At 71.1% G+C, this 15,050-nt stretch carries 15 protein-coding genes; 7 read left to right on the forward strand and 8 right to left on the reverse strand.

Translation table 11 applies throughout. The annotated features are described in order from the left end of the window. Positions 1 to 327 precede the first annotated feature (327 nt). Positions 328 to 1,584, reverse strand: coding sequence for a tyrosine--tRNA ligase (gene tyrS / locus RT323_RS12985; RefSeq protein WP_313409169.1), 1,257 nt, complete (start codon positions 1,582 to 1,584; stop codon positions 328 to 330). Positions 1,585 to 1,634: 50 nt separating this feature from the next. On the opposite strand from tyrS, the gene RT323_RS12990 reads away from it, so the two are divergent. After that, complete coding sequence (locus RT323_RS12990) at positions 1,635 to 2,840, forward strand: hypothetical protein (protein ID WP_313409171.1); 1,206 nt, start codon at positions 1,635 to 1,637, stop codon at positions 2,838 to 2,840. A 3-nt stretch (positions 2,841 to 2,843) separates the two neighbouring features. Here RT323_RS12990 and RT323_RS12995 read toward each other — a convergent pair whose 3' ends face one another. After that, entirely contained in the window at positions 2,844 to 3,224 is a 381-nt protein-coding gene (locus RT323_RS12995) for a universal stress protein (protein ID WP_313409172.1), read from the reverse strand. 58 nt (positions 3,225 to 3,282) lie between these two features. Here RT323_RS12995 and RT323_RS13000 point away from each other — a divergent pair, with 58 nt between their 5' ends. After that, complete coding sequence (locus RT323_RS13000) at positions 3,283 to 3,954, forward strand: DsbA family oxidoreductase (protein WP_313409175.1); 672 nt, start codon at positions 3,283 to 3,285, stop codon at positions 3,952 to 3,954. Between the two features lie 113 nt (positions 3,955 to 4,067). After that, positions 4,068 to 5,168 (forward strand): acyltransferase family protein, encoded by a 1,101-nt coding sequence (locus RT323_RS13005; RefSeq protein WP_313409178.1) that lies wholly within the window; start codon positions 4,068 to 4,070, stop codon positions 5,166 to 5,168. Here RT323_RS13005 and RT323_RS13010 read toward each other — a convergent pair. The 5 genes from RT323_RS13010 to RT323_RS13030 all read right to left on the reverse strand — a co-directional run bounded on the left by RT323_RS13010 (position 5,119) and on the right by RT323_RS13030 (position 9,271). Beyond that, positions 5,119 to 5,718, reverse strand: a complete 600-nt coding sequence (locus RT323_RS13010) for a DNA-3-methyladenine glycosylase (RefSeq protein ID WP_313409180.1) — start codon at positions 5,716 to 5,718, stop codon at positions 5,119 to 5,121. The two genes, RT323_RS13005 and RT323_RS13010, sit on opposite strands and share 50 nt — an antisense overlap. A gap of 90 nt (positions 5,719 to 5,808) precedes the next feature. After that, positions 5,809 to 6,216 (reverse strand): universal stress protein, encoded by a 408-nt coding sequence (locus RT323_RS13015; protein ID WP_313409182.1) that lies wholly within the window; start codon positions 6,214 to 6,216, stop codon positions 5,809 to 5,811. 12 nt (positions 6,217 to 6,228) lie between these two features. Further along, the gene (locus tag RT323_RS13020) at positions 6,229 to 7,758 is read right to left on the reverse strand and encodes a tripartite tricarboxylate transporter permease (RefSeq protein WP_313409185.1); all 1,530 of its coding nucleotides are present in this window, start codon (positions 7,756 to 7,758) and stop codon (positions 6,229 to 6,231) included. Then, positions 7,758 to 8,267, reverse strand: coding sequence for a tripartite tricarboxylate transporter TctB family protein (locus RT323_RS13025; RefSeq protein WP_313409187.1), 510 nt, complete (start codon positions 8,265 to 8,267; stop codon positions 7,758 to 7,760). The genes RT323_RS13020 and RT323_RS13025 overlap by 1 nt, the downstream gene beginning before the upstream one ends. Beyond that, positions 8,264 to 9,271: a tripartite tricarboxylate transporter substrate-binding protein gene (locus RT323_RS13030; protein ID WP_313409189.1), complete on the reverse strand. Its 1,008-nt coding sequence runs from the start codon at positions 9,269 to 9,271 to the stop codon at positions 8,264 to 8,266. Before RT323_RS13030 ends, RT323_RS13025 begins: the two co-directional genes overlap by 4 nt. A gap of 83 nt (positions 9,272 to 9,354) precedes the next feature. Here RT323_RS13030 and RT323_RS13035 point away from each other — a divergent pair, with 83 nt between their 5' ends. From RT323_RS13035 to RT323_RS13050, 4 genes are all read left to right on the forward strand, one after another. After that, positions 9,355 to 10,959 carry an ATP-binding protein gene (locus RT323_RS13035; RefSeq protein ID WP_313409192.1) on the forward strand — a complete coding sequence of 535 codons (1,605 nt, stop codon included), beginning with the start codon at positions 9,355 to 9,357 and terminating at the stop codon, positions 10,957 to 10,959. Further along, on the forward strand, positions 10,956 to 11,618 hold the full coding sequence (locus RT323_RS13040) for a response regulator (protein WP_313409195.1): 663 nt from the start codon (positions 10,956 to 10,958) through the stop codon (positions 11,616 to 11,618). Before RT323_RS13035 ends, RT323_RS13040 begins: the two co-directional genes overlap by 4 nt. Before the next feature lie 72 nt (positions 11,619 to 11,690). Next, positions 11,691 to 12,902, forward strand: a complete 1,212-nt coding sequence (locus RT323_RS13045; RefSeq protein ID WP_313409198.1) for an SGNH/GDSL hydrolase family protein — start codon at positions 11,691 to 11,693, stop codon at positions 12,900 to 12,902. A gap of 79 nt (positions 12,903 to 12,981) precedes the next feature. Next, on the forward strand, positions 12,982 to 13,941 hold the full coding sequence (locus tag RT323_RS13050) for a DUF2804 domain-containing protein (protein WP_313409200.1): 960 nt from the start codon (positions 12,982 to 12,984) through the stop codon (positions 13,939 to 13,941). A gap of 259 nt (positions 13,942 to 14,200) precedes the next feature. Here the strand turns inward: RT323_RS13050 and argH are convergent. Continuing rightward, on the reverse strand, positions 14,201 to 15,050 hold an 850-nt coding region (argH, locus tag RT323_RS13055), incomplete at its 5' end, for an argininosuccinate lyase (protein WP_313409202.1).

Here is a 15,050-nt window from a genome sequence, read left to right on the forward strand (position 1 = left end):
TAAATAATTCGTCGACTTTTGGCACACTGTTGAGTTCTCAAGGATCAGACGCACACCCGAGATCTTCGCCGTCTGGCTCCGACCCAAGGGGCTGTCAACCTTACACCGCTCGTTTTCACCGGGTCAAACCCGGGTCGGTCACGGTGACGCCCTCCGTTTTCCTGCGGTCAGTTTCCGGCTCCCCGTGGGGCTCCTGGCGTTAACCGCTTCGGTTTCGGGCTGCTGCCCCGCTGTGCGGTGCAACAAGAAGAACACTACACACACGTCCCCGAAGACTCCAAACCGGGGGGTGGGTGCTGCCGGTCACACATTGGAACGGCAGGCAATTCACGCAGTTCGGACGCCGGAGACCGCCTTCTTGCCCCGGCGCAGCACGCTCCAGCCGCCGGGCAGCCGATGCTCACGACCGAGCACGAGCTCGGGATCCTCCACGCGCTCGTTGTTCACGTAGGCGCCGCCGTCGGAGATCGCTCGGCGCGCGGCGGACTTCGAGTCGGCCAGCCCACACGCGAGGAGCGCGTCCACCAAGGAGGTCCCGCCCTCGACGTCCACGGCGCCGGCCTCGCGCAGGGCGGCACCGAGGGTCGACTCCGGCAGGTCCGTCAGCTCGCCGCGCCCGAACAAGGCGACGGACGCCAGCTCTGCGGCCTTCGTCTCGGCGTCCCCGTGCACGAGAGTCGTCAGCTCGGCGGCGAGGCGGCGCTGGGCGGCGCGGGCTCCCGGTCGCTCGTCGTGCTCGGCCATCAGGGCGTCGACCTCGTCGACCGGCAGGAACGTGAACTGCTTGAGGTACTCGCCGACCTTGGAGTCCTCCGCCTGGATCCACGACTGGTAGAAGGCGTAGGGGCTCATCAGCTCGGGGTCGAGCCAGATCGTCCCGCTCTCGGTCTTGCCGAACTTGGTGCCGTCGGCCTTGGTGATGAGCGGTGTCGCGAACGCATGGACCTTGGCGCCCTCCGCGCGGCGGATGAGCTCCACTCCCCCGGTGAGGTTGCCCCACTGGTCGCTGCCACCGGTCTGCAGCACGGCGCCGTGCCGCCGGAACAGCTCGAGGAAGTCCATCGACTGCAGCAGCACGTAGCTGAACTCCGCGTAGCTGATGCCGGACTCGAGTCGGCTGGCGACGACGTCGCGAGCCAGCATCCGGTTGACGGGGAAGTGCTTGCCGATGTCGCGCAGGAAGTCCACGGTCGAGAGCGGCTCGGTCCAGTCGAGGTTGTTGACCACCGTCGCGCCGTTCTCGCCGTCGAAGGCGACGAACTGCGAGACCTGGCCGCGGATCCGCTCCACCCACTCGGCGACGGTCTCCTTGGAGTTCATCACCCGCTCCCCCGATTCCTTCGGGTCACCAATGAGGCCGGTGGAGCCGCCCACCAGGATCAGCGGCCGATGGCCGGCCAGCTGGAGGCGGCGAGCGGTGAGCAACTGCAGCAGGTTGCCGACGTGCAGGCTGGGCGCGGTCGGATCGAAGCCCACGTAGTAGGTGATCGGCCCCGCATCCATCTGGGCGCGCAGCGCGTCCAGGTCGGTGGAGTGCGCGATGAGTCCTCGCGCCTGCAGGTCGTCGATCACATGAGTAGTCACCGCCTCAGGCTATCGACGCCCGGACAGCCGAGTTTCAGTAGGCTTCGGGCGTGAACAGCCCCGCCGACGTGCACGAGATCGGGCTCGTCGCTCGCCGACCCGACGGTGCGGAGGTCTCGGCCGACGACGTCGTCGCGTACCTCGGATCGGTCCGGGTCGCAGCCGGCGTCGTCGACGGGCAGCGCGTGGGCCGTCCTGGACTGCACTGCGTCCGCATGGCGCTCACCCACGACGGCCTCGTGCTGAGAAGCGACGACCTTCCCGCGACTCTCGGCTGGCAGGACCTGGTCCGGTCGCTCGTGCACCGGTTCGGCACGGTCGCTCTGGTCGACGACGGCGTCGTGGACCGTCACGGGCGGCACCACGATCACGACCCGCCGGGCGAGGTGGCGGACCTCCTCGAGCTCATCTCGGAGACGAACGACCACATGACGTCACGGAGATCCGTGCACGTGGTCCGGACCGACCACGACGTCGACTCGGACGCCCAGTCGATCGCGAACAGCACCCGTTCCGTCGTCGAGGTGGCCCACGTCGACGGATTCACGCTGATCCTCGACACGGCCAGCACGGACCCCGGGATCGTGGCCGACGTGGCTCTGCGGTCCCAGCTGCCCGCGGTCTCCCTGCGTCGCGAGGGCGATGCCCAGATGGCGATCATCCGCGCACGACAGGGCCGCCGAGTGGTCACGTGCCACGTCGACTCCGGGGTACCCGTCGAACTGACGCCAGGGCTGCCCGAGAGCTCGGTCCGGACGCAGTTGCTGGGCGAGGTCTCGGTGCGCTTCACGTCGCGCCGGACCTTCGACGACGCAACGGTGTCGCGACTGCGCGCGGCCGGTACGGGTGAGGCGTCGTTCGCCCACGACATCGCCGAGACCGTCGGTGTCCCCGGCGCCGCGGCCGCCTGGCTCCTGGAGGGCGTGGCACCCGAGCCCGTCGTGGGCGTCGGTCCCCTCTCGAGGCGGGAAATGGTGGCTCGCGGCTCCCGCGGGGTCGCCGAGGACGTCCGCGGCGAGTTCTCTCGCGAGAAGCTGACGAAGGGGCCGCTCGGCGGTTTCCGGCGCTTCCTGCTGGACCACCCGCTCGTGACGCTCCTCTACGGCCTCACCGAGCTGGCGCTCGCGTACGGGCTGGCGACCGCGCTCGAGCCCTGGCTCCTCGTGCGATGGGCGGTCGCGGCACTCGTGGCCCTCGACGGGTTCACGAGCATCGGGATCGCCGCGGTCACCCTGCGACGACGGGCCCGGGGCTGACCGTCAGGGCTTGACGGCGATGACGGGCATCGGCGCGTCGAGCAGGATCATCTGGGTGACCCGGCCCATCAGCATCTTGCCGACGGGCGTGCGCTTGCGGATGCCGATGACCAGGCGGTCCGCGCCGGCGTCGACGGCCTCGTCGATGACGACGTCCGACACCGACAACGAGGCCGCACGACGGATCTCGTAGTCGATCCCCTCGAGCTCGAACCGCTCGGTGAACTCGGAGAGGTCGATCTCCTCGTGCTCGTCGAACTCGGGGTCGATCTCGGAGACGGTGATCAGGACGAGCTTCTCGTCGTTCGCCTCGGCCTTGGCGGTGGCCCAGCGGACCGCTGCTCGGCCGTAGTCGTCCGGACGGTACGCGACGGCGATGGTCATGGGCCGAGCGTATCGCGCTGCGGCGGCGGGAATGGCGGCGCGGGCACGGACGTTGGCCATGATCGTGAACACGTCTGCAGCCCGTCCCGTCAAGGTCGACATCTGGTCCGACATCGCCTGCCCGTGGTGCTTCGTGGGCAAGCGCCGCTTCGAGCGCGCCGTCGCCGACTGGGACGGCGAGGTCGAGGTCGAGTTCCACAGCTTCGAGCTGGCTCCCGACACGCCTGTCGACTTCGAGGGCAGCGAGGTGGACTTCCTGGCCCACCACAAGGGCATGGATCCCGCCCAGGTCGAGCAGATGCTGGGCCAGATGACCGAGCTGGCCGCCGCCGAGGGCCTGGCGTACGACTTCGAGGCGCTGCGCCACACCAAGACGCTGCTGGCCCACCAGGCACTGCACTTCGCGAAGGACCACGGACTGCAGGTCCAGCTCAAGGAGCGCCTGCTGTCGGCCTACTTCGAGCAGGGACGCCACGTCGGCCGGGTCGACGAGCTCGTCGAGCTGGGTGCCGAGGTCGGCCTGGACGGCGCGGCCCTGCGCGCCGCGCTCGAGTCGCAGCAGTACGCCGAGGCAGTCGAGGCGGACATCGCCCAGGCCCGCGCGTACGGGATCAGCGGCGTGCCGTTCTTCGTGTTCGACGGCCGCCTGGGCGTCTCGGGCGCACAGGACCCGGGCGTCTTCACGCAGGTGTTGCAACGGGTCGTCGACGAGGCCGAGGCGACGGTGTGACCGGCCCGTTCGAGGTCGTGGGCGGCGACGCACCCGTGTGCGTGGACGGCGTCTGCGAGCTGCCCGCCGAGGTGACGGACCAGGCGGAGGACGCCGACCTCTAGGGTGCCGCCATGAGCACCACGACCCGGGTCCGCCGGTACGAGCTGGACCACTTGCGGGTGCTGTCCACGCTCGGCGTGATCCTGCTCCACACCGGGGCGATCGTGGTCGTGGCCGAGCGGAACTCGCTGCCCGACTTCGCGTCCGCGTTCAACGTGGGCAACCTGGCCGACTCCGCCGGGCGCTTCGCCGTCAACTGCTTCTTCATGACCTCCGGCGCCCTGCTGCTGGATCCGGTGCGCCGCTTCGTGCTGCGCCCCCAGTTCCTGCGCGTCGCGCTGCCGACGCTCACCTGGATCGTCGTCTACGCGATCGCCAACATCGTGCTGAACGACCGGGGATGGCGAGGGGTCGGCGGCACCCTCAGGGACCCGCTCTCGCTCGATCCGGCCGAGCTCGTCCGCGCCCTGCTGGGCGGCCCCGCCGTCTACCACCTGTGGTTCGTGTACGGCCTGCTCGGCATCTACCTCACGGTTCCGCTGTGGCGTGCGTTGACCGACCGGCCCGAGCCGCAGCGCCGACACCTGCTGCTGCTGTTCCTGGGCCTGTGGGCCGTCGCCGATCTGGTGCCGCGCTGGGGGACCTTCCTGCTGGGTGACCGATTCCCGGTGATCTATCCGATGCCGTTGTCGGCGTTCCCGGCCGGATACGTGGGCCTGTTCGTGCTGGGCTTCGTGCTGAGCCACTACCGCGATCGCATCAAGGTGGCTCCCGCGGCCTGGGTCGTCGTCGGCGCGGCGGGCCTCACGTGGACCTTCGTCGCGACATGGCTGGCGGCCCGCGCTGGCGACCCCGACGTCTTCGCCGCGTACGACAACCTCAACCCGCCGGTGCTGCTCTTCTCGGTCGCGGTGTTCGCCTTCTTCGCCGGCCGTGAGCGCGGACCCGGACCGGCGTGGCCGCTCGTGTCGAGGTTCTCCGAACTGAGCTTCCGGATCTACCTCGTGCACGCCCTCGTGCTGCACACGCTGCGGGTCGCGACCGACCTGGGCACCCTCGTCGACGACCAGCCCGCCCTCGGGGTCCCGCTGATCTTCGTGGCGACCGTCGTGATCTCGACGGTCATCGCCTGGGTGCTGGACCTCGTCCCGGCGCTGCGTCGCTGGGCGTGAGCCCCGCCCCCGGGTGGCGGCGATAGGCCGAGACCGTGGGGTCGTCGGCCACCCAGAACCGCCACGGCGCATCGGCGTTCAGCCGGACTCCGACCCGGGGGCCGGCCACGATCAGCGGGCTCTCGACCCGCTCCCCCAGGAAGACCGGCGTGGGGTCGAGCAGGTCCGTGCCCAGGTCGGCACTCGTGATGCCGAGCGCCTTCGTGAGGTTGCCCGGCCCGCGGCCGAGGGCCTGCTCGGCGACCGGCCCACGGCGCTCGTACGCGAGCTCGAGGCCCTCGACGATCTCGCCCGCGCGGACCAGGACCGCCGCGGCCTGCTCGGTGGGGCCCGTGACGACGTTGGCGGCGTGATGGCCGTGGATCCGGTAGACGTACAGCCGCCACGGGGAGCCGTACATGATCTCGGAGCGTGGCGTTCGCTTGTAGGCGTGCGAGGCGGGGTCGTCGATCCCGCCGTACGCCTCGACCTCGGTGATCCGGGCGACCACCCCGTGGCCGTGCAGCAGGCGCCCCAGCAGCCCTCGGGCGCGCTCGGTGACGTCGGTCATGGCTCGTGAGGATCGCTCTCGTCGGGACGGCGGGACACCCCGAGTATCCGTGGCGTGCGCCGAGGCGGCACGTCGTGGGTCAGGACCGGCTCAGATCCCGTCGGACTCCTCGTCGGGCTTGACGGCCAGGACGGGACACGGCGCGTCCAGGATCACGCGTTGCGCGACGCTGCCCAGCAACGCCTTGCCCACCGGGCTGCGATGCCGGACGCCCACCACGATGAGGCTCGCCTCGACCTCCGCGGCCGCCTTCACGACACCCTCCGCGACGTCGCGCACCACCTCCTGGCGCATCTCGGCGTCGAGGCCGAGCGTCGCCAGCCGGGCACGGACGCGGGCGACCTCGGCCTCGTGCGCGAACCGGTCGTCCACGAGGGCGTCGCCGCGGGTGTCGTTGACGACGAGCAGGTGCTCGCCGCGCAACGTCGCCTCGGCCGCGCCGTGGGCCAGGGCGGCCCGTCCGTACCTGTCAGGGCTGTAGGCGACCACGATCGTCATGTCGTCGTCCTCTCAGATGTCATCGGTGTCGTTGGCCGCGGCCCGGTCGAGCACGCGGTCGATCTCGTCGGTGTCGTGCCCGCGCCGCTTCCATGCGGCGACCGCCATGATGACCATGATGAGGACCATCAGGGCGTAGACCACGACGGCGACCGGCTCGCTCCACAGGGTGCTCAGGTCGCCCTGGGAGATGGCGAGCGCGGTGGTCAGCTGCTCCTCCAGACGTGGGCCGAGGATCACGCCGATGATGAGCGGCAGCACCGGGAGGCCGAAGCGCCGCATCGCGAAGCCCAGCAGGCCGAGCACCAGCAGGATCGCGAGGTCGAACGCCTGGAAGTTGACGCTGTAGGCGCCGAGCGCGGCGAAGAACAGGATGCCGGCGTACAGGTACGGCCGCGGGATCCGCAGCAGCTTCGCCCAGATGGGAGCCATCGGCAGGTTCAGCACGAGCAGCAGCGCGTTGGCGATGAACAGGCTGGCCAGCAGAGCCCACACGAGCTCGGGCTCGGTGTCCAGGAGCTGCGGCCCCGGCTGGATGCCGTAGCTCTGGATCGCCAGCAGCATCACCGCGGCGGTCGCCGTGGTCGGCAGGCCGATCGCCAGCAGCGGGACGAGCGTCCCGGCGGCCGAGGCGTTGTTGGCGGCCTCGGGTCCGGCGACCCCTTCGATCGCGCCCTGGCCGAACTCCTCGGGGTGCTTCGTCAGGCGACGCTCGGTGATGTACGACAGGAATGTCGGGACCTCGGCGCCGCCAGCGGGCAGCGCGCCGAAGGGGAAGCCGAACGCCGTGCCGCGCAGCCACGGCTTCCAGGACCGGCCCCAGTCCGCCCGGCTCATCCACGGCTGGCCGACGGGGATGATCTCGAGCGGGCGGCGGCGCAGGTGGGCCGCGACCCACAGGGCCTCGCCGATCGCGAAGATGGCGACCGCCACCACCACGACGTCGATGCCGTCGGCCAGCTCGGGCCGGCCGAACGTGAGGCGCGCCTGGCCGGTCTGCGAGCCCACCAGGGCGATCGTCAGGCCCAGGAACAGCGCGATGAAGCCGCGCAGCTTCGACGAGCCGAGCACCGCCGTGACCGTGAAGAGCGCGAAGAGCATGATCGCGAAGTACGAGGGCGCACCGAGCTTCACCACGACGTCGGCGATGTTCGGCATCAGCACGACGAGCAGGATCGAGCCGATCGTGCCCGCGACGAACGAGCCGATCGCCGCCGTGGCCAGCGCCTGCGCAGCGCGCCCGCCCTTGGCCATCTTGTTGCCCTCGAGCGCAGTCACCACCGATGAGGACTCGCCGGGGGTGTTCAGCAGGATCGACGTCGTCGAGCCGCCGTACATGCCGCCGTAGTAGATGCCGGCGAACATGATCAGCGCGCCCGTCGGCTCGACGTTGTACGTGATCGGCAGCAGCAGGGCCACCGTCATGGCCGGTCCGATGCCCGGCAGCACGCCGACGGCCGTGCCGAGCAGCACGCCGATCACGGCGTACATGAGGTTCTCGGGGGTCAGCGCATTCGCGAAGCCGTCCAGGAGCAGGTCCATCAGAGCACTCCGTCCAGGACACCGGCGGGGATCGGGATCCCCAGTCCGACGTAGAAGCCGTACCAGGTCACCAGCGCCAGGACGATGCCCACGCCGATGTCGAGCAGGAGGCGGCGGCTGCCCAGGATCCGGGCCGACGCGGCGAACAGGAAGGCGCCCATGATCGCCCAGCCGAGCCAGCCGATCAGGGCCACCACGACCACGATCACCGCGATCAGGCCCAGCAGGGTCGACCAGTCCAGGCCGCCGCTGAGGTCGATGTCCTCGCCCTCCTCGGGCGCGGCGACGTCGCCGCGCCACGTGGCGACGGCCAGCAGGCCGCCCAGGACCACGAGGACGGTGCCGATCGCGTACGAGAACGCGTAGGGCTGGACGGGCTGGTCCGCGAAGCCCGGGTCCAGGCCGACGGCGTCGACCAGCACGACGACGCCCACGAGGGTGACGAAGGCGGCCAGTCCGTACTGGGGTGTGTCCACCGTGCGTGACGGCGTGGCGTCCGAGGTGTTCATGCGAGCCCCAACTCCTCGAGGGTCGTGGCGACGCGGTCGTTCTGCTCCTTCAGGAACGTCCCGAACTCGTCGCCGGTGATGAAGTCGTCGATCCAGCCGTTGCGCTCGAGCGCTTCTCGCCACTCGGCCGTCTCGTGCATCGCGGTGAGCAGCTCGACGTACTCGTCGCGCGTCTCGTCGGAGATGCCCGGCGGTGCCAGCACGCCGCGCCAGTTGATGAAGCTGAAGTCGATGCCCTCCTCCATGAGGGTGGGCGCGTCGACGGTGTCGAGTCGCTCCTCGCCGGAGACGGCCAGGACGCGCAGTGAGCCGTCCTCGATCTGGCCCTCGAACTCCCCCAGCCCCGACATGCCGACGTCGATCTTGGAGCCGAGCAGGGCGGTGGTGAGCGGGCCGCCGCCGTCGTAGGTGATGTAGTTGACGTCCCTCGCGTCGATGCCCAGCTCCTGCGCCAGCTGCATCGGGAACAGGTGGTCCGGTCCACCGGGCGACGAGCCACCACCGACGGTCACGCTGCCCGGGTCCTTCTTCCACGCGTCCACGAAGTCCTGGACCGTCTCGAAGGGCGAGTCCTCGGGCACGAGGATGCCTTCGGGCTCGGAGACCAGCTGGGCGATCGGCGTCGCCTTGTCGACCGTGGCGTCGGAGCCGTTCGTGAAGACCGATCCCACGACGCCCAGCCCCATCGTCATCAGGAGGTCGTCGGCACCGCGCTCGTTCATCAGCCGCTGCATCGCGACCGTGCCGCCGGCGCCGATGACGTTCGTGACCTCGAAGCGCCCGGTGAGCTCGTTCTGCTCCATGGCGCGCACGCCGGCCCGGCCGGTCAGGTCGTAGCCGCCGCCCGGACTGTTCGGGATCATCATGCGCAGGCGTCGGTTGGCGGCGTCCTCACCGTCGGCACGGGTCACGCCGCAGCCGGCGAGCATCGCCAGCACGAGCGTCACCACGAGCCCGACGCCGAGCGCCCTGCCGCGTCGGTCGTCCATCGCCCATCTGGTCATCGGTCCTCCTCGTCCTCACCCTGATCATGCGCGCGTCTGTGGCGTGGGTCACGATTGCGGAACCAAAGGAGGTTCTGGTCATTGTGGTCACGCGCGACGGCACGACGAGCAGGCGTCGACTGACGCTGGCCGGGCAGGTGCTGCTGCTGCAGCTGGCGGTCGTCGCGGCGGTGCTGATCGTCGTCGCGGTCATCTCGTTCCGCCAGAGCACGGCCGCCTTCACCGACCAGCGCGGCAGCGCCATGCGGTCCGTGGCCGAGTACCTCGCGGGCGGCGAGGTCGTGCGCACCGCGATCGACGACCCGTCCGCGACCCGCACCCTGGCGCCCTTCGTGGAGCGCGCCGTCGCGCTGTCGGGCGCCACGGACGTCCTGGTCACCGACCCGCAGGGCGTCGTGATCGCCTCGGCCGAGCCGGCGGAGGTCGGCACCTCGGTCGACCTCGGCGAGAGCCGCGTGCGCGAGGGCCGCGGCTGGAGTGGCGACCTCGTCCGGGACGGCCGCCGCTCCGTCACCGCCCACGCGCCCGTGATCTCCGAGGACGGGACGGTCGTGGGCATCGCCGTCGCGGCCCAGGCGTACCCGTCCTGGTGGGACCGGGTCGCCGACTCCTCGACCGACCTCGCGCTGTACCTGGGCCTCGGCGCACTGCTCGGCGGGTTGGGGACGTGGGCGGTGGCCCGACTGCTCAAGCGGCGCACCCGCGGACTGGCCGGCGGGGAGATCGCGACGCTCGCCGACCACCGCTACGCCCTGCTCCACAGCATCCGCGAGGGTGTCGTGGCCGTGGACAACGCGGGCATCGTGACCGTCATGAACGACGCCGCGCGCCGACTGCTGAACGTCGGCGGAGATCCCGTCGGACGGCCCATCAGCTCCGTGGGCCTCGACCCCGAGCTGACCGCCCTGATCGCCGGGGACGCCGAGGCCCGCGACGCCGTCGTGCTGACGGGCGACCGGGTGCTCGTGGTCAACCGGCGCGCCGCCTCGAGCCGAGGGCTGGGCATCGGCAGCGTCACGACGATGCGCGATCGCACCGACGTCGTCGAGGTCGAGCAGCAGCTCAGCTCGAACCTCTCGATCAGTGATGCGCTGCGGGCGCAGACCCACGAGTTCGCGAACCGCCTGCACACCATCTCCGGTCTCGTGGAGCTCGGCGAGTACGACGAGCTGGCGAGCCTGCTGGGCACCCTGACCCGCGAGCGCGCCGTCCTCGACACCAGCCTGCGCGACGCCGTGCACGACCCCGCCGTCGCGGCGCTGCTGGCAGCGAAGGTCAGTCAGGCGGCCGAGGCGGGCCTCGACCTGCGGATCGACGAGTCGTCCCGACTGCCCGCACTGGACGCCGAGCTGGCGGCCGACCTCACGACCGTGCTGGGCAACCTGGTCGACAACGCGGTGGACGCCTGCCGAAGCGGCGCGGGGAGCGAGGTCGTCGTCAGGGTGAATGTCGCCGATGGCACGATCGAGGTCGTGGTGAGCGACGACGGACCCGGCGTGCCCGACGAGATCGCCGGATCGATCTTCTCGCGCGGGTACTCCACCAAGTCCGAGGTCCTGGGTGGTCGCGGCATCGGGCTGCCGCTCGTCCGGCTCATCGCCACGCGCCGTGGCGGCTCGGCGACCCTCGACGACGGCGGTCCTGGTGCGACGTTCCGCGTCCGGCTCCCGCGGGGGGACGCCGCATGATCCGCGTCCTCGTGGTGGACGACGACTTCATGGTGGCGCGGATCCACGAGCGATTCGTGGATCGCACCGACGGCTTCGTCGTCGCCGGGACCGCCGGCACGGGCGCCGAGGCCCTGGCCGCCGTCGCCGAGCTCGGCCCGGACCTCGTGCTGCTGGACGTGCACCTGCCGGACATGGACGGCATCGAGGTGCTGCGCTCGCTTCGCGCCGCCGGTCACGGGGTCGGGGTCATCATGGTCACCGCCGAGCGCGACGCCGGCGTCGTCCGTGCCGCACTGCTGGGCGGCGCGCAGCAGTACCTCGTGAAGCCGTTCGAGTACCCCCAGCTCGCCGAGCGCCTGCGGGCGGTCGCGCGCTCGCTGACGGCCCTGCCCACCCAGACCGAGCCCGACCAGTCGGCGATCGACCGTGCCTTCGGTGGTGGCACGGTCGGCGCCGCACCTCTGCCCAAGGGGCTGAGCGCCGAGACCGCCGCATCGGTGCTCGCCGCGCTGTCCGGCGCCGGCGAGGTCTCGGCCGCCGAAGCCGCCGAGCGGGTGGGGCTCTCCCGGGTCAGCGCCCGCCGCTACCTCGAGCACTTCGTCCAGACCGGGCGGGCGACGGTGCGGTTGCGCTACGGCACCGCGGGGCGTCCCGAACGGCGCTACCTGCTCGATTGAGGTGGTCCGGACGGCGACGCCGCGATGGTGTATATGTGACCCAAGTCACTTTCCCCCGCTGCAGGAGTTCACGTGCGTCCCATCCTTTCCCGATCCCTGGCGAGCCTGGCCGGCGTCGCCCTCACCGCAGGCCTGGTCTCGGCCACGTCCGCCACCGGCGCCGCCGCGGCCCCGACTCCCGGAGGCGAGCACTACGTCGCCCTGGGCGACTCCTTCGTCTCAGGACCGGGCATCCCCGTCCAGCGTCCTGAGGACCCCACGTGCGCCCGCAGCACCCGGAACTTCGTGAGCGTCGTCGCCGAGACCATCGACGCCGCCTCGTTCACCGACGCCAGCTGCAGCGCGGCCACGACGGCCGACTGGTGGGCCTCCCAGAGCCCCGGCGTCGAGCCGCAGCTCGATGCGCTCAAGCCCGACACGACGCTCGTCACGCTGGGCACCATGGGCGGCAACGACGTCGGCCTGGTCGGCCTGGCCACCACGTGTCTCATGCAGGGGTGCAGCACGCTGCCGCCCGAGCCGTTCCACGAGAAGATCGACGCGCTGGTCCCGATCTACCGCAAGGTCATCGAGGACGTCCGCGAGCGGTCGCCGCACGCGAAGATCGTCGCCGTCGGCTACGGCACGTACGTCCCGCTCGAGACGTGCCCCGCCCTCGTCAACGCCAAGGACGCCGACCTGGTCTACCTGCAAGGCATGATCGACCGGCTCAGCGACACGATCAAGGGCGTCGCCGCCGACGAGGACGTCGCGTTCGTCGAGATGCGCGACATCGCCGGCTGGCGCGACCACACGGCCTGCGCCGATCCCGCCGACCAGTGGGTCCGCGGACTGAACGGCTACGGGGACGGCATCACGCTGCACCCGTCGACCGCCGGCATGGCGCAGATGGCCATCCAGTCCCTCAAGACCATCGAGCCGCTGATCGCCGAGCCCGAGCCGGCGCCCACGCCCGCGCCGACGCCGAAGCCGACCTCGAAGCAGCGCGTCGACGCCGCGGCGAAGACGCTCAACGTGCGTGCTGTCTGCAGCGGTCCGCGGGCGCGCCAGCGCGTCACCCTGCGCACCACCGGCGGCAGCGGCCTCGTCAAGGCCGTCAGCTTCCGCGTCGGCCGCAAGTGGCTGGTCGTCGACCGGAAGGCCCCGTTCAAGGTCACGCGCTCCGCGAAGTCGCTGCGCACCGCGAAGGCTCGCGGGCCGGTCAGCGCCAAGGTCGGCCTGCGCCACGGCAAGGTCGTGCGCGCCGTGACCGTCCGCACCAAGCGCCCCGCCTGCCTGCGCTGAGACCAGCACGGCCCGGAACCGTAGGGAGCGGTTCCGGGCCGTGCTCCATCCCGCCGGCGTGGACCCTAGGCTCGTGCGCATGCCCGAGATCGTGGAGCCCGTCGACCTGGCCGTCGGCCGCCGACTCAACCCGGCCGCGGTCGGCTGGACCCGCAGGCCCCTGCACCGCACGGCCCTGCCGTGGACGGGCCGGGTCAAGCGCTGGGAGTACTGGGGCGTCGTCACGCGCCGGTTCGTGCTGGGCCTGACCATCGCCGACCTCGACTACGCGAACCTGACGCAGGTCTACGCCTACGACCGGCTGCTCGAGCACGAGGTCGTCGCCGACACCACCAGCCCGGGACCGCTGCGCCCCGGGCTGTCCGACGACCTGCCGCCGTTCACTGCGGCCAGCGGTCCGCTGACGTTCGCCGACCACGGACGCGGCACCCGGATCAGCGTCGAGCACGAGCGCGTCAAGGTCGCCCTCGAGGCCGTCGGCGGCGACGATGCGCTGGGCGTGGTCGTCCCGTGGAGCCCGCGACGCTTCCAGTACACGCTCAAGGACCTGGCCCGCCCCGTCAGCGGCACGATCGAGGTCGACGGCGAGCGTGAGGCCGTGCTGGCCGGCTGGGGCGTGCTGGACCGCGGCCGGGGCGTGTGGCCGTACCGGATGACCTGGAACTGGGCCGCGGGCAGCGGCGAGGCCCCCGGCGGGAGCAGGATCGGCCTGCAGCTGGGCGGACGCTGGACCGATGGCACCGGCCAGACCGAGAACGGCCTCATCGTCGACGGGCGCCTGCACCACTGGGACGACGAGCTTCAGTGGGAGTACGACCTCGAGGACCCGGCCTCGACCTGGACCGTCACGGGGCCGGACGTCGAGGCCGTGCTGACGCCCTTCCATCGCCGCGAGGCGTCCACCCAGCTGGGCGTCATCGCCGCCAGGACCTACCAGGCCTTCGGCCGCTGGTCGGGCTGGGCGCGTGGCGGCAAGGGCGTCGAGCACCGGCTCGACGGTCTGGTCGGCTGGGCCGAGCAGGCCCACAACCGCTGGTGAGGCTGTCGGTTTCCCCGGTTAAGTAGGTTTCCTGGCACTGAACGAGGGTTACGAACCTCGAGAAGTGACAGGGAACCTCGTTCAGTCGACCTGGCCGACGGTGCGGCACCGCGCTCGCCGCCGAAGGAGGAACGCCCGCGAAAGCGTGCTACGAGGCCGGACTTAGCGAGGTTCTCTGGCACTTCTCGAGGGTTGCGATCCTCGAGAAGTGAGGGAGAACCTACTTAACCGGGGAAACCGTCAGCCTCCTCGAAGCGGCTCAGAGCCTTCCGCGCAGCTCGGCCAGCTGCTCGGTGACGCGGGCCTGGGCGGTGCCGCCGCGGCCGTCGCGCGAGCCGATGGAGCCCGCGACGGTCAGCACCTCGCGCACGCCTCCTTCGGCGGACGCACCCGCCAGGTGCGGCGAGATCGCCTCGAAGTCCTCGTCCGTCAGGTCCCACAGCTCGATGCCGCGCTCCTCGCAGACTCGCACGCACGCGCCGGACAGCTCATGGGCGACGCGGAAGGGCACACCGCGGCGCACGAGCCACTCGGCGACGTCGGTGGCCAGCGCGAACCCCTGCGGCGCGAGCTCGGCCATGCGCGCGGTGTTGAACTCGAGCGTGGCAACCATGCCGGTGAACGCCGGCAGCAGGACCTCGAGCGTGTCGATCGAGTCGAAGACCGGCTCCTTGTCCTCCTGCAGGTCGCGGTTGTAGGCCAGCGGCAGGGCCTTGAGCGTCGCCAGCAGGCCTGCCAGGTTGCCGATCAGCCGCCCGGACTTGCCGCGCGCCAGCTCGGCGATGTCGGGGTTCTTCTTCTGCGGCATGATGCTCGAGCCGGTGGAGTACCCGTCGTGCAGCGTGACGAAGTCGAACTCCTTGGTGTTCCAGATGATGATCTCCTCGGCCAGCCGGGAGACGTCGACGCCGATCTGGGCCGTCACGAAGGCGAACTCGGCGACGAAGTCGCGAGCGGCGGTGCCGTCGATCGAGTTCGCTGCGGAGCCCGTGAAGCCCAGGTCCGCGGCGACGGCCTCGGGGTCGAGCCCCAGCGACGAGCCGGCGAGCGCGCCGGAGCCGTAGGGCGACTCCGAGCCCACGCGGGCGTCCCACTCGCGCAGCCGGTCG

The organism is Aeromicrobium sp. (assembly GCF_032084975.1).
Taxonomy (GTDB): domain Bacteria; phylum Actinomycetota; class Actinomycetes; order Propionibacteriales; family Nocardioidaceae; genus Aeromicrobium.

What these genes read in the sequence shown, in the direction of transcription:
- RT323_RS13010 (WP_313409180.1), bottom strand. Translation starts at nt 5,718, where the DNA reads ATGACCGACGTCACCGAGCGCGCCCGAGGGCTGCTGGGGCGCCTGCTG.
- RT323_RS13025 (WP_313409187.1), bottom strand. Translation starts at nt 8,267, where the DNA reads ATGAACACCTCGGACGCCACGCCGTCACGCACGGTGGACACACCCCAG.
- RT323_RS13005 (WP_313409178.1), top strand. Translation starts at nt 4,068, where the DNA reads ATGAGCACCACGACCCGGGTCCGCCGGTACGAGCTGGACCACTTGCGG.
- RT323_RS13020 (WP_313409185.1), bottom strand. Translation starts at nt 7,758, where the DNA reads ATGGACCTGCTCCTGGACGGCTTCGCGAATGCGCTGACCCCCGAGAAC.
- RT323_RS12995 (WP_313409172.1), bottom strand. Translation starts at nt 3,224, where the DNA reads ATGACCATCGCCGTCGCGTACCGTCCGGACGACTACGGCCGAGCAGCG.
- RT323_RS13015 (WP_313409182.1), bottom strand. Translation starts at nt 6,216, where the DNA reads ATGACGATCGTGGTCGCCTACAGCCCTGACAGGTACGGACGGGCCGCC.
- RT323_RS13000 (WP_313409175.1), top strand. Translation starts at nt 3,283, where the DNA reads ATGATCGTGAACACGTCTGCAGCCCGTCCCGTCAAGGTCGACATCTGG.
- RT323_RS13050 (WP_313409200.1), top strand. Translation starts at nt 12,982, where the DNA reads ATGCCCGAGATCGTGGAGCCCGTCGACCTGGCCGTCGGCCGCCGACTC.
- RT323_RS13030 (WP_313409189.1), bottom strand. Translation starts at nt 9,271, where the DNA reads ATGACCAGATGGGCGATGGACGACCGACGCGGCAGGGCGCTCGGCGTC.
- RT323_RS13040 (WP_313409195.1), top strand. Translation starts at nt 10,956, where the DNA reads ATGATCCGCGTCCTCGTGGTGGACGACGACTTCATGGTGGCGCGGATC.